Below are 12,773 nucleotides of genomic sequence, written 5' to 3'. Positions count from 1 at the left end.
TTATTCAAGGAACATTGTGACTTTGATAAAGTCGATGCTAAAGGTGGGCCTAAGTACCAAAGTGACCCGTGCAATGCCTTTAATCTCTTCGTCACGGGTAGCAGAGACTTCAAGCTCGTAACTGATCAACTGCTCGGCGTCAACCATCTCAGTTAAGAAACTGTTAATGGTTGAGCGCATGGCGCTACGGACTCTGTCATTGTTCAAAAGCCCTATGTAAGAGTTAGCAGCAGAACGCACCCCAAATTTGGCAAAATCGACGGTGCGCCGGGTAGTGATTTGGTGCCATGCGGTATTGGTTGATGAGGTGATCCCTTTGACTACTCGGAAACCAAATTTGTTTTCCAACGCCAAAACTCGATTTTGTATCAGTTGAATAAGTTGAGAACTGGTATAGTTTTGCTCTAATCCGTTGACTGTGAGTTGTTTGTTGGTAAGGCTTATGTGAGAAGAAAAACTGGATATCAAACCTGCTACTGCAGCAGCAGCATAGCCACCAGAAAGGGTTACCGGACCACTGTTAGTGCGATCTGTGGCTTGTATGCCTGGTGCCACATAAATGATACGGTCACTATTTAGCTGATGTCCGGCTACGTCATCCACAGATGCACCTGCATCGCTGCCAACAACACCAATTCTTTCCCGCTTGTTTAGGTCTGAAGAAGCCGCGTTGCAATGGCCTGTGAGGGCGCTACCAATAGTTGAAATGGTTTGTCCCGCAGCAATAATTACATGAGCTGGCTTATTGTTGAGTAAATCTAGGCCAGCGATATAATTAGCGCCAATCGAGCCGTTGTCACCTCCAGTCAATACTTGGAATTCGTCTGCGCTAGCAAATTCGCTGGGCAACTCAGCACTATTAGTTTCTGCGGTGGCCACAACAAAGCTTGAATTTGCATTCACATCAGCAACTAAATCGTTACCACTGGCTACATTGTAGGATTCTTCTGCTCCATCACGTTTTAGCGTGACTTTTACACTGCTAGCGGCGCTAACCACGAAAGATGCGGTTACCACATCTGCAGCTGCTGGTTCTTCTCCTGCTACAAATGTGAGCACTCCACTTGCTCTGTTAACTTCTACTTGGCCTGCGACTGGCGGGGGGCCACCATCGTAAATAACAACCAATAGATTGGTTTGTTGAGTAGCATCACGAAATACACTAATTCGATTCCTAGCGCTTTCTACAACCACTGGATGGGCTAGGGTGATAGGAGCTGGGCCAATATGCACTTCGTTACTAATAAAACTATTATCATCTGCGGCGCTGACATTAACTGAAATGTCGTTGCCCCAAGTGCCAGCTGAGTCCGCACTTAAGGTAACACAATCACCGCTAGCGGAACTTAATAGCGAGTCTGCGCTAGCCACTGTTCCAGAAGCAATGCGGATTGCAATCACATTTTGTGCAGCATTAGTAAAAGCTTGCTCAAGTGCCCGAGTCAGGGTGAGTTCGTTGGGTTGATTATCGGTGAAGTTGTCATATTCACCGAAAACGGCAAAAGCGTCTGCGAGATTACCTACACTTATAGGCGTGTCTATTATACCGCGACTTGCTGTGCCAATTATGCCAATTGTGCCAATGCTTATTCGGCCAGGGATGATCAAACCTTCTGGTCGTACCTCAATGGATACGCCGGGTAGTATTTGCTCTGCCATTTATCATTACCTCCGTGAACCACACACCTGTGGTCAAGTTGTATTGTTAAGTTAGTTTTGCTCGTAAATACACCACCGCTTTTGAATCAAAAGGGGCAGCTTGGTAGCTGACCCTGAATTCATCGTTCATTCGGTTAAGTTGTATGGGATTCTCAAAAATAGTTTGGTAAGCCTGATATTGATCAGGGATGTTATCTTCATCCCAATCTCCTAGCTCAAAGTTGCTACCCTGGAGCTCTAAAGCACCAACAAAATCAGTGACAGAAGCAAACAAAATTCGCGCATTTTGATCTGGGCTGTTTTGGTCGGTAACGGCTTCGATAAAATCCGCTAGATTAGCGTATAGATTAGGAGGGTTAGGATTATCTAAATTAGTTTTTTGCAAAATAACCTGATTGCCATTCCAGCCACCAGGTAGGTATGCGAGTACTGACAGTCCGTAAATCTTGTTAGTTTGAGTGCTATTTGCGGAAATATTCAATGACCATGCTTCTTCGTCATCCCAGCGTTGTATTACATCTGTGACTGTACTTAATTCCTGAGAGGAAGAATTGTTCTGTTCGAGATCATTAGTGATGGGAATGCGATGGATAATGCTCAATGCGTCATCGTTATCTTGATATCTATATTCGTACAAGACATTCAACTGAGATGTTTTACGCCAGGCATTTAAGTTTGAAATATGCTCAGACATATTACCGCCATCGCTTTTCAGCTTAATAAAACCTTGCTCGTGTAATAAAGTTTTATCAGCCAAAATTCGACCCTGTAAATCGTTCATTTCAACTTCAATGGTGTCTGGGTTTGTATGCCAAATTTGCAATTGTAAATTGGCATCTAAATGCCCAGCCTTAATTGCAGCTATTGGGTATCCAGCTCGAGTATCTGTGGCAATACGATTACCAATAGCGGGATTCTTTTTCGCTACGGATAAAAACGATACTGTGGACGAGGGCAGGGAACCTCCAGAAGCCGTTAGGTAACCACTTAAGGTACTAATCACGTTATCCATTACATCATTTAAAGCTGGTTCAGGCATGATCCCACCTTAAACAGACAGGCACATAATGCTGTGCAGATTGACGGCATTCCAATACAGACGATGAACTATATGTTGCTCTACCAATATCCTTAAGCACTTCCCTGAACGCTCCTATTGTTAGTTTTATGAATAATTTAAAAATTAATATGCAATTAGTAATCAATTTATATTCAGCACTAAGCATAGGTTGTTCCATATCTTATCTATCTGTTTTTAATGGTAAAAAAATACTATGTGGGTGAAATCCAACCCACTATTGAGGGTTGGATTTTACCCATGCTGCATGACTTGCTATTTTGCAATAGGGCACTAACTTGAAAATTTTAGGATTAATTTAGTAGCAGAAAATAGTGAGATAGAGCAAAGAACGATATGTCTTAAAAAAGTAATTAAGAATGCACTTCGAAGTGGTGTGGGTATAGAAAGACTAACAAGCAAAACTTGCATAATAACTTCGAATGAGACCATGCTTTTTCAACAGCTTGCCAAAGGCTCTTCGTTCAGTACCCGCTAGTTCTGCTGCTTTTGTGACATTACCAGCAGTTTTTTTCATCATATTATCAAGATAATTTTTCTCAAAGCTCATGACTGTTTTTTCTTTTGCTTCTCTAAAATCTAAATCAAAAAGCGGTTTCATTTGTGCTAAATCCTGTTGCTGTTTGGTGTATTGGGATTCAAGATTGTTGAGGTACAGAGTAGGAGTATCAGCCAATAAAATTTCTTTCAATAAAGCATGCTCAAGCTCTCTAACGTTGCCGGGCCATGAGTAACGTTGAAGGTTTTTCAATGCATCAGGATGGATGGTTTTCCCAGGAATATTATATACATCACAGTGTTTGTTAATAAAATACTCTGCGAGCAATTCGATGTCTTGACCTCTATCCCTAAGTGGTGGCAGATGCACGTCCATTATATTGAGGCGAAAAAACAAATCTTGTCGAAATTCACCGGTGTTTATTTTTGAGAGGATATCAGCATTAGTCGCACAGATTATTCTTACATCTGAATGAAAAGGTTGGTTAGTGCCCAGAGGTTTGTATTCTTTTTCTTGAATAAACCTTAGTAAGCTGACTTGGCCTTTTTGAGAAAGTGTATCCACTTCATCTAAAAATAGCGTACCACCGTCGGCATGAGCAATAACGCCACCGCTGTTTGACTGCGCATCGGTATATGCTCCTTTAACATGACCAAAGAGTTCGTTTTCAATTAAGGTATCGGGAATTGAACCACAGTTTATTGCTACAAAAGGTTTATTACTGCGACGGCTTAAATTATGAATAGCCTGAGCACAAAGTTCTTTGCCTGTCCCGGTTTCGCCGTATACAAAAACGGGCACCGAGAACTCGGCTATTTTATCAATTCGCTGAATAACATCGATAAAAACCGTTGATTGTCCGATAAAAAGATCTGCTAAATATTTTGATTTATTTTTCATTGATAGCATTCCATGCAGAATTATTTAGTGTCTATTAGAAAGCATCTGTATCTTCTTGAAACGGTCAAAAAATCAACCTTAAAAAACACTGTATCTTTCTGCAGACAATATAAATACTGGCTTCAGGCTAAAAATTATAGGAATACAATGCTAATTATGAAAGCTCGAAAGTGCATATTAAATTAAATTTTTAGGCTTGTAGCTTATTAGCATGATTAACCTGTTGAAAGTGAAAGGAAACACCCAAATTGGAGAGTTGACGCACTATACTGAGATTGAGGAAATAGATTAGTTGTCTATTTTATTAGAAGGTAAATATAATGTTGCTTCTACTCCTGCTCCGTTATCCATACATCGATTTCTAATGGTGAGATCGCCACAGTGATCCATCATTATTTGTCTACAAAGTACTAGACCAATGCCGCTTCCTTCTTTCTTTGTAGTGTAAAAAGGCACAAATAAGTTATCAATATTATTGATAACTTTGCCTCGAGCAGGTACATAGAGTTTCCCTTGTTACATCTTGTCAGTCAGCAAGGAAATCCGTTTCCTTTATTACATATGACATTTATTAAACGACCCAACTAAATATTTGGATCTTGCGGGTGAGGTTGGCCTACACCTTTTTCTAGATAACTTTTTAAACTGACCGCCAGAAAAAATCCCCATTTGCAATTGCAGTGTTGAAAAAAGTCGTCAGCCTCGCTCCAGCCTTGATGATTAAAGTGTAATACTGCATCTCTTTTCTTCACCTCTGCGCGCGGCACCCTGTGCCCACATTTTCCTCTGTGGTTCAAATTCATTTAGCTTTTATCTTTTCGCTCGCAGCTCTTATCGCGCGATGATCGGTTAAAAACTATACTGCGCACCAACAGAAAAGGTTCGCGTTTTATTGGGGCGCGCGCCGTAAGGTTGTCTGCTGACAATATCTTGTTCATCCGTTAAATTTTCTATACGAGCAAATAATTTTAAGTCATTAGACACTTGATAGTTGCCGCTGATATCCACAGTAAAGCTGTTGTCGGTTTGTTCAAACTCAGCACAGGATGCTCGAACACAAACTTCATCCACATATAAGACGTTGACGTAAGCTGACCAATTATTCGCTTCTAAACCAAGGGATATTTGACCTTGATTTTCTGGAATATATGGAATGGCATCACCTGCACTAACGTCACCAAAAAAGGCCGTATCGGCAATATCTGTATCAAATTTGCTGTCAATATAGGTATAAGTAATATTGAGTGGGACTCTTATGCCATTGATTTCAGTGAGTTCTGTTTTAAAGATAAATTCAATACCTTGTACCGTTGCCGCATCACCATTAAAGGCGTCACCAATTTCACAGTTACTGCCTGATGAAGCGGTGCACTCACCTATAAGGTTGTCGTAATCACTCAGGAAATAAATGGCTTCAGCATTAAGAGTATTATTGGCAAATCGAAAACCAAACTCGTAGTTAATTGCTTCTTCTTCTCGCGCCCCTGGTGAATTGCTCGGGGCAGTAAATCCTTTATGGGCCCCTGCTACTAATGTCCAGTTGTCATCCATTTTGTACAATGCACCTAAACCTGGTAAAACAACTTGTGTATCGTTTTCACGGTCATCCCGAAAAGTACGGGTTTCACCATCATTAAAACGAGTGCGTTTTTGTTGAATGTCTTCGAAACGTACGCCCGGTGTTAACACCCAATCGCCAAATTCAATACGATCATAGATATGTAAGGCCAATGCTTGAGCTTCTTGGATTCTGTTTCCAGCATTGCCTAATTCACCAACGTCATTGAGTTGCAGTTGCCCGCTAATTTGCTGATAAGTGTTATTGCGTTGCAAACGGTCTTCTTCGTCTTCGTGTAGTCTTAAACCTACTTCTAATCGATGGTTAACTTCACCAATTTTTTTGTTCCAATTTAAACCAAATTGAACTCCGCGAGAGAAGTATTCACGGGCATTTGAGCGTAATTGTATACTGCCCTGAGTAGTATCAATATTGCCATCTAATATACCTTGTAGCTGGTTGGCGCTAAAACCATTCAGGCTTTCATTATTATTCAGTGCAGAGATAACGTTTGACCAACTAGTACCAGAAAAATCTTGGGTATTGTCGCTACCATCCAAATCTATGCCCTCGGTTTTAAACCAATTACGCTCATGTTGATTGTTATAGGCTGTGGCTGTGATGTTTAGATTTGTGTTGATCTCATAACCATAACGAAGAATGACTTGGCTATGTTCGGTGGATATATTATCTAGTTCAGACACGCCATAACGTCTAGTACTGTTTAGGCTAAAATCGGCATCAGTTAACCCCAAATAACTTTGATTAGAGTCTTGATTGGTCATTTGTAATTTTAGCTCAATACTGTGGGCAGAGTTGGTAGGCGCATAGGCTAACTTTGCAGTGAAATCTGTTACGTCCAAACCTGTATCGGTGTCACTTCGGTCAATATCTTGAAACCCATCAGATTGCCATTGGTGCGCCTCAACCAGATAACCAAAACCGTTATCGAGTGTCTCACCATAATTGGCGTGAAGGCGGTAGGTCGCATCTTGAGCCGCTTCTAGTGTAACTTGTCCGCCTTGTGTTTCTGGAACTGGTGTAGACACCATATTTAATGCGCCACCTATAGTGTAGGGGCCTTGAGTAATGGCCGCTGGGCCTTTCACCACTTCAATTGCACTCATACGCCCGATAGTAGGAAAATAATAGGCTGATGGCGCAGAGTAGGGCGCTGGGGCAATCAAGATATTGTCTTCAAGTAAGGTGATTCTGCCACTGCGTTCTGTTGCCACACCTCGAATACTGATGTTTGGACGTAAGCCATAGCCGTCTTCGACTTGCACAGATACGCCTGGAATTTGGCGAATAACTCTTTGAATATCGCTGTAAACAAACTTAGCTAAGTCTTCTTCACCAATATATTGTGCAGCGCCTGTGGCTGCTTGTGCATTGGTTGCGCTACCGTAAATAGTCACGGTTTCGATTGCGGCTTTGGGGGAGTTTGCAAGGGCACTATTTGCCAATAATGTAAGGGCAATGGTGGATGCAAGAATGCTCTTTTTCATTAATTAACTACCTGTAGATACGTTAAGGATAAAACGTTTAATGGAATTATTTTGTACGGGATGGATAGTAAGTAAATATAAATCTAAATGCAAATGATTCTTAATAAGAGTCATTGGTGGGTTTGTTGTGAATTGTGGAATAAAGTAATGGATATAAAAAACCGACAAGATGCCGGTTTTCATTTTTGAAGTCATAGACCTTTAAACAATTTAGCTCTCAGTTGCTTGCTTCAAGTAACGGTTAAAATTAGCTTGGTTAGCCTCTTTTAACGATAAACACTGTTTAGATGAGTCGATGGCTATGTCATAACTGCGTGCCATGCCCTCAAAGTTTGCCTTTTTATTTGCATAAAATTTTTCGGCAAGTTTAATATTGTCTGCATTACACGAGTTTGAAAAGTACTCTGGCATACTCGCTATATGATAAGCCGGCATTTTTTTAGATAGCGCATCAAAGTTTTTATCTAACCAAGCGTAGAACATAGTTTGATCATCTAAGCCACTTGACGCGACATACACATTGGTAATCGCGTTAGCAGGACTCACATGATCCGATAAAGCAAAGTCTAAGGTTTTTGCTATTTTTTGCTCATCGGTGAAAATCATCGCTCGGCTGACTGTACCGCGAATATTCGCATCTGTATTGGCGACATAAAAGTCTCTTAGTTTGGCAAACCAATCTTGATCACTAAAACGCGACATATTCCTCAATGCTCTAGTGGCGATACTTCTGGGCACACTAGTAGGATCTTCCAAATATTTATTAGCGAGCTCAGCGCTTGTTTTTTCAACTTTTGGGGTGTTGGCATAGCGACTTAAAATACCGTAAACAGCACCACGTAAACGGGTGGTATCAGTTGAGTCGGAAGGTTGATCTTCGACACCTAAGCGTTCAAACCAAGGCGTGAGTTTTTTAGCCACAAATTGCCCAAACAAGACTTCGTTATCTTTGTCTACTAGATACAGAAATTCACTCATAGTACTAACGACAGCTCTACCAATCATAGGATCCTTGTCGTCGACTAAGGCATCCATTACCGCCATCATTTCGCCTAACTCAATTTCACCCGCTGAGAACAGTGCTTCTGTATTGTAGAGCAAGGACTTTTTCTCTCGTGTATTTAATACTGACATGTCGTCTAGTAAGGCTGAGAGCTGGTCCGCAGATACTTTCCAGCGCATATAACCCATAGCGTTTTCGTTAGGGAAAATCCAATCTGCCTCAGCAAGTTCACTGACTGTGGTTTTGGCTGTATTTAGGAACAAATTAGTGCGAGATATTTTACCGTTTTTCTTATAACTAATCGCAAGAGGCACAATCCAAGTTTGTTCTTTTACTTCTGCTCCCTTAAGGTGATAACGAGATTGGCTAATCACTCCATTTGCCGCAAATTCGACTAATGGATAGCTTGGTTGCTCTAAATAAGTCTTCATCATGGCTGGCACATCGAAATCGGCTACAGTGGATAACACTTTCCACAGGTCATCTGCCTGAGCATTGCTAAACGCGTTATTTTTCATGTAGGTCTGTATGCCTTTTTGGAAGGCTTCTTCGCCCACCATGGATTCAATTAGTTGCAAAATAGACTCACCTTTACTGTAATTTAAGCCTAGTCCATCCATGACATCAGTTTGGCTTTTCACCACTTTTTTAACTGGCTTTACCGTTGGGCTGGCGTCAGCACCAAAAGCACCTTCTTGCACCAACCTGCCTTTGAAATTTTGTTCGGGATACAAGTCCATCATCACCTTACTGGCCATCCATGACGCGAAAGCTTCGTTTAGCCATAAGTCATCCCACCATGCCATGGTCACAAGATTTCCGTACCACATATGTGCTAATTCATGGGCAATAACGTTTAGTGTGCTGCTTTGTTCTGCTAAGCGAGGTTCGTCATTAAGCAATAACAAACTACTGCGAAAGGTGACTAGGCCAACGTTTTCCATCGCACCAAAAGTGAAATTAGGCACAGCGATAAAATCTAGTTTTTCGTAGGGATACGAAGAACCAAAATAACTTTCTAGTTTTTGTAATATGCCAGCGGTGTGTTTGGCCGCAAACTTAGTGCGTTGTGCTTGCCCCTTGGGAGTGTATATTTTGCCTGGAACACTTAAATTTGGAATATCGTAAGAGTCCAACTCTCCCACAGCTAAGGCGACTAAATAGGAAGGCATGGGTTTGGTCTTATTAAATTCTACGGTCTGCCAACCGTCTTTAACTGTGCGTTTATTCACTAAGGTATTGGATAACACAGTGTGTTTCTCAGGGGATATCACTGTTACTTGATAGGGAATTTTAAATCCTGGTTCATCAAAACTAGGAAAAGCCCGTCGAGCGTACATATCTTCAAATTGTGTAAATACATAGTTCAGCCCTTCAAACTTTGACAAATACATGCCATCTGATGTGGTATTGAAATTTCCATCAAATACAATATGTAAGGTGTAACGGTTGGCTGCAATGTTTTGGCTAGCTTTACCGTGCTGGATCTCGTAGTCATGGGACGTAACGGTAAGCGGTATGCGGGTGTCACCGCTAGTTAAGTACGCTTGTTGAATGTTGAGATCTTTTTGGTAAAAACCAATTGTATCTGTAGCCTTTGTCACATCAATTGTAATGGTGGTTTCACCACTAAATGTAGGGCTATCAGGGTCAACCTTTAATGTAATCTGCTGAAAGCTGGGTTGAATAAAAGTGGATAATCGAAAGGCGGTTTCTTTGGCATAGCCGTTGACTGAAACAGTCATACTTAGCATCAGCCATAAACATAAATGTTTAAGCTTCATATAGTTTCCTGAAAGTGTTTTATAGTGAGCCCAAATGACTCTAGCCTGAGCACCCTAGATAAAATATTTAAAAAAGCAATCTTGAAATGGTTAATAAATGTGTATTAGTCATAAATTGAGTGCCAAAAAAAGCTTACAAAAAAAGGCGCGAATGCGCCTTTATCTGAACTAAGGTGTAGTTAGGCTGTGATAGGAAACTGATAATCCGCTAAACTTTTTCTCAAAGCCAACTTATTGAGTTTGCCAGTGGCTGTATGGGGTAATTCCTCAACAAATACCACATCGTCTGGCATGGATATTTTATGTAGTTTGTTTCGCAAAAACGCTAACAATTGTTCTGTTGTTACGCTTGCTCCTGCTTGACGAACCACTACTAGTAGAGGGCGTTCTGTCCATTTTGGGTGGTAACGTCCAATCGCTGCTGCTTCGGCGACGTCTGGATGATTCACTGCTGCATTTTCAATTTCTATTGAACTTACCCATTCACCGCCAGTTTTGATGACATCTTTGGTACGGTCGGTAATTTGCAAATAACCTTGTGGGTTAATAGTGGCCACGTCACCTGTATCAAACCAGCCAAGTTCATCCACAGGACAACCTTCTGAGCCAGGCACTTGAGATAACCCATAATAACCACTGCATACCCAAGGACCTCGTACTTTAAGGGCCCCAAAGGCCACACCATCCCATGGTAGTTCATTATTATTATCGTCAACAATACGCATCTCAATACCAAACACACCTCGGCCTTGTAGACATTGTAAATCGATTTCTTCTTCTTCAGACATATTTTCCATGCCTGCTTTTTTGCAGAAAATGGTGCCAAGTGGGCTGGTCTCGGTCATGCCCCAGCCTTGGATGACTTCTACTTCATGTTGATGTTTAAACCTTTCGATAATGATTCTAGGGCAAGCTGCACCACCCACGCTGGCGCGTTTGAGACTAGGGATGGTTTTACCGGTTTTTTCTAGGTAGTCCAATAAAGCTAACCATATGGTAGGTACGCCAGAACTAAAGGTGACTTTTTCGGTTTCAATCAGGTTTTGTAGTGATTCACCATCTGCCATTTTAGGCCCAGGCATCACCATTTTAGAGCCTGCCATTAATGCGGCATAAGGTGCGCCCCATGCATTGACATGAAACATAGGCACTATGGGCAGAGTCGTTTCTTTATAAGAAGCCGCAACCACGTCTGGCATACTGCCACCCAATGCATGTAGAAGAGTCGAACGGTGGCTATACACCACTCCTTTGGGATTGCCCGTTGTGCCTGAGGTGTAACACATAGCGCTGGCAGTATTCTCATCAAATTCAGGCCAATCAAAGGAGGTAGACTGCTTACTTAAAAGTGTTTCGTAACACATGACGTTAGGTAAAGTGGTTTCGGGCATATGAGCTTCATCGGTTAAAATGATGTAACCCTCAACTTTGGGAAGATGTTCTTTTAGTGCTTCGAGTAAAGGGACGACTAACAAATCAACAAAGATAAATCTGTCTTCTGCGTGATTGATAATGTAGTTAACTTGCTCAGGGAACAATTTAGGGTTGATGGTATGGCACACCATGCCACTGCCAGAAACACCATAGTAAAGTTCGAGATGGCGATAATCGTTCCAAGCTAAAGTGCCAATACGATCACCAAATTTAGCACCTAGCCCTGCTAAAGCATTAGCCAACTGCCGACTACGATTAGCAAAGTCTTTAAAAGTATGTCGGTGTCTTGGGTTATCTGCAGTGACAGAAACAATCTCCGAATCCGGGAAGTTCTTATCCGCATGTCTAAGTATGGAGGAGATCATTAACTGTGAATTCATCATCAAGGCTTGCATATTTTTTTCCTGTAAATTAACTAGTTTCTATAAAAGTATAAAGCGTTGGAACCACAGAGGCTTCACTGCGCAGAGGGAAAAAGTTAAGAACTAAGTCTTCTTTTCATCTGTGCTCTTGGTGTCCCTGTGGTAAAAATCTTTTTATATTTTGTATCTCTGAGCTTGAAGCTCGTAACGTTTTCCTACCAAGCCGTCACGCCGCCATCGATGGCGATAGATTGTCCCGTCATATAAGAATTACCCGGAGACAAAATCAATAACATGGCATTGACCACTTCTTGTGGTTTGGATAAACGTTTCATGGGTGTGCCTCTGGCTAATTGTGCTTGGCCTTCTTCTGAAGCAAACTCACCTAAAATAGCCGTTGGGCTGTAGAACGGGCAAATCGCATTGCAGCGCACGCCTTTTCTGGCATATTCCACAGCGGCAGTTTTGGTTAAACCTACTACTGCATGTTTGGCTGCTGCATAAGCTCCACCTTTTGGCGCTCCGCCTAAACCCGCTAGAGAACTGATATTTAATACATGGCCCTCGCCTTGTTTCAGCATTGCCTCTATTTGGTATTTCATGCCAAACAATACACCATTGACGTTGACATTAAATTGGCTGTGCATAGTGTCTTCAGTCAATTTATGTAAAGGCGTTAGATCGTGGGCAATACCCGCATTGTTGACGCCAATATCCACTCGACCAAACTTTTCTAAAGCTTTGTCGACCATATTTTTACAATCTTGCTCTTTGGAAACATCACACAACATCGACATCGCGTTGCCCTGATCGGGTAATGAAGCAAGCGTTTCATCTAAGTTTTGTTGGTTGATATCACTTATCACCAATTTACATCCACGTTTAGCCAGCCCTTGAGCTAACAATCGACCAAAACCGCCTCCTGCTCCGGTAATCAAAGCGACTTTTCCGGTAAAATCTAATAACTCATCCATCAAATTGTTCCTGT

9 protein-coding genes are annotated in these 12,773 nt (G+C 41.6%); all 9 read right to left on the bottom strand.

Translation table 11 applies throughout. The annotated features are described in order from the left end of the window. The 9 genes from CXF95_RS02630 to CXF95_RS02595 all read right to left on the bottom strand — a co-directional run bounded on the left by CXF95_RS02630 (position 1) and on the right by CXF95_RS02595 (position 12,759). Positions 1–1,659 (bottom strand): phage tail sheath C-terminal domain-containing protein, encoded by a 1,659-nt coding sequence (locus tag CXF95_RS02630; RefSeq protein ID WP_101197263.1) that lies wholly within the window; start codon positions 1,657–1,659, stop codon positions 1–3. 46 nt (positions 1,660–1,705) lie between these two features. Continuing rightward, on the bottom strand, positions 1,706–2,698 hold the full coding sequence (locus CXF95_RS02625) for a hypothetical protein (RefSeq protein WP_101197262.1): 993 nt from the start codon (positions 2,696–2,698) through the stop codon (positions 1,706–1,708). Between the two features lie 430 nt (positions 2,699–3,128). Continuing rightward, positions 3,129–4,136, bottom strand: coding sequence for a sigma-54-dependent Fis family transcriptional regulator (locus CXF95_RS02620; RefSeq protein WP_101197261.1), 1,008 nt, complete (start codon positions 4,134–4,136; stop codon positions 3,129–3,131). A 288-nt stretch (positions 4,137–4,424) separates the two neighbouring features. Next, positions 4,425–4,592, bottom strand: a complete 168-nt coding sequence (locus tag CXF95_RS31325) for a hypothetical protein (protein WP_369809270.1) — start codon at positions 4,590–4,592, stop codon at positions 4,425–4,427. A 128-nt stretch (positions 4,593–4,720) separates the two neighbouring features. Beyond that, positions 4,721–4,939, bottom strand: coding sequence for a hypothetical protein (locus CXF95_RS02615; protein ID WP_157828049.1), 219 nt, complete (start codon positions 4,937–4,939; stop codon positions 4,721–4,723). A 46-nt stretch (positions 4,940–4,985) separates the two neighbouring features. After that, positions 4,986–7,202, bottom strand: coding sequence for a TonB-dependent receptor domain-containing protein (locus CXF95_RS02610; RefSeq protein WP_101197259.1), 2,217 nt, complete (start codon positions 7,200–7,202; stop codon positions 4,986–4,988). 210 nt (positions 7,203–7,412) lie between these two features. Then, a complete protein-coding gene (locus CXF95_RS02605) occupies positions 7,413–9,989 on the bottom strand; it encodes a M1 family metallopeptidase (RefSeq protein WP_101197258.1) in 2,577 nt (858 codons plus the stop codon). Positions 9,990–10,168: 179 nt separating this feature from the next. Then, on the bottom strand, positions 10,169–11,818 hold the full coding sequence (locus tag CXF95_RS02600; RefSeq protein WP_101197257.1) for a long-chain-fatty-acid--CoA ligase: 1,650 nt from the start codon (positions 11,816–11,818) through the stop codon (positions 10,169–10,171). Positions 11,819–12,000: 182 nt separating this feature from the next. Continuing rightward, complete coding sequence (locus CXF95_RS02595) at positions 12,001–12,759, bottom strand: SDR family NAD(P)-dependent oxidoreductase (RefSeq protein ID WP_101197256.1); 759 nt, start codon at positions 12,757–12,759, stop codon at positions 12,001–12,003. Between the last annotated feature and the right edge of the window lie 14 nt (positions 12,760–12,773).

The organism is Paraglaciecola sp. MB-3u-78, from assembly GCF_002835935.1.
Classification (GTDB): domain Bacteria; phylum Pseudomonadota; class Gammaproteobacteria; order Enterobacterales; family Alteromonadaceae; genus Paraglaciecola.
This window is presented reverse-complemented; position numbering and strand designations above follow the sequence as displayed.

Excerpts from the sequence above, each read along its gene's own strand:
- CXF95_RS02630 (WP_101197263.1), bottom strand. The coding sequence starts at position 1,659 with ATGGCAGAGCAAATACTACCCGGCGTATCCATTGAGGTACGACCAGAA.
- CXF95_RS02625 (WP_101197262.1), bottom strand. The coding sequence starts at position 2,698 with ATGCCTGAACCAGCTTTAAATGATGTAATGGATAACGTGATTAGTACC.
- CXF95_RS02620 (WP_101197261.1), bottom strand. The coding sequence starts at position 4,136 with ATGAAAAATAAATCAAAATATTTAGCAGATCTTTTTATCGGACAATCA.
- CXF95_RS02615 (WP_157828049.1), bottom strand. The coding sequence starts at position 4,939 with ATGAATTTGAACCACAGAGGAAAATGTGGGCACAGGGTGCCGCGCGCA.
- CXF95_RS02610 (WP_101197259.1), bottom strand. The coding sequence starts at position 7,202 with ATGAAAAAGAGCATTCTTGCATCCACCATTGCCCTTACATTATTGGCA.
- CXF95_RS02605 (WP_101197258.1), bottom strand. The coding sequence starts at position 9,989 with ATGAAGCTTAAACATTTATGTTTATGGCTGATGCTAAGTATGACTGTT.
- CXF95_RS02600 (WP_101197257.1), bottom strand. The coding sequence starts at position 11,818 with ATGCAAGCCTTGATGATGAATTCACAGTTAATGATCTCCTCCATACTT.
- CXF95_RS02595 (WP_101197256.1), bottom strand. The coding sequence starts at position 12,759 with ATGGATGAGTTATTAGATTTTACCGGAAAAGTCGCTTTGATTACCGGA.